The sequence below is a fragment of the Rhizobium sp. BR 314 genome (assembly GCF_047445805.1).
Lineage (GTDB): Bacteria > Pseudomonadota > Alphaproteobacteria > Rhizobiales > Rhizobiaceae > Rhizobium > Rhizobium lusitanum_B.
Window position 1 is genome coordinate 1 of the sequence record NZ_JARWLA010000108.1, and the last position, 1,179, is coordinate 1,179.

The 1,179-nt window shown below is 58.9% G+C and carries 1 protein-coding gene; it reads left to right on the plus strand.

Annotated elements, in window-relative coordinates:
* The first annotated feature begins 2 nt into the window (after positions 1-2).
* Positions 3-1,178 (plus strand): elongation factor Tu, encoded by a 1,176-nt coding sequence (gene tuf, locus QD461_RS36630; RefSeq protein WP_015339584.1) that lies wholly within the window; start codon positions 3-5, stop codon positions 1,176-1,178.
* Position 1,179: the final 1 nt, after the last annotated feature.

A 1,179-nucleotide genomic window follows, 5' to 3' on the forward strand; every position in this document is an offset into this window, starting at 1 on the left:
AAATGGCAAAGAGTAAGTTTGAGCGCAATAAGCCGCACGTCAACATTGGTACGATTGGGCACGTTGACCACGGCAAGACGTCATTGACGGCAGCGATCACGAAGTACTTCGGCGAGTTCAAGGCGTACGACCAGATCGACGCTGCTCCGGAAGAGAAGGCTCGTGGTATCACGATCTCGACGGCGCACGTTGAGTATGAGACGCCGAACCGTCACTACGCTCACGTCGATTGCCCCGGCCACGCTGACTATGTCAAGAACATGATCACGGGTGCTGCACAGATGGACGGCGCGATCCTGGTTTGCTCGGCTGCCGACGGCCCGATGCCGCAGACGCGCGAGCACATCCTGCTTGCTCGTCAGGTTGGCGTTCCGGCAATCGTCGTGTTCCTGAACAAGGTCGACCAGGTTGACGACGCCGAGCTTCTCGAGCTGGTTGAACTGGAAGTTCGCGAACTTCTGTCGTCCTACGACTTCCCGGGCGACGACATCCCGGTTGTCAAGGGTTCGGCGCTTGCTGCTCTTGAAGACAGCGACAAGAAGATCGGCGAAGACGCGATCCGCGAGCTGATGGCTCAGGTTGACGCCTACATCCCGACGCCGGAGCGTCCGATCGACCAGCCGTTCCTGATGCCGATCGAAGACGTGTTCTCGATCTCGGGCCGTGGTACGGTTGTGACGGGTCGTGTTGAGCGCGGTATCGTCAAGGTTGGTGAAGAAGTCGAAATCGTTGGCATTCGCCCGACGTCGAAGACGACGGTTACCGGCGTTGAAATGTTCCGCAAGCTGCTCGATCAGGGCCAGGCAGGCGACAACATCGGCGCACTGGTTCGCGGTGTTAACCGTGACGGCGTTGAGCGTGGTCAGATCCTGTGCAAGCCGGGCTCTGTCAAGCCGCACAAGAAGTTCATGGCCGAAGCCTACATCCTGACGAAGGAAGAAGGCGGCCGTCATACGCCGTTCTTCACGAACTACCGTCCGCAGTTCTACTTCCGCACGACGGACGTGACGGGCATCGTGACGCTTCCGGAAGGCACGGAAATGGTTATGCCAGGCGACAACGTCACGGTTGCCGTTGAGCTGATCGTTCCGATCGCGATGGAAGAAAAGCTTCGCTTCGCTATCCGCGAAGGCGGCCGTACCGTCGGCGCTGGCATCGTTGCATCCATCGTCGAGTAAT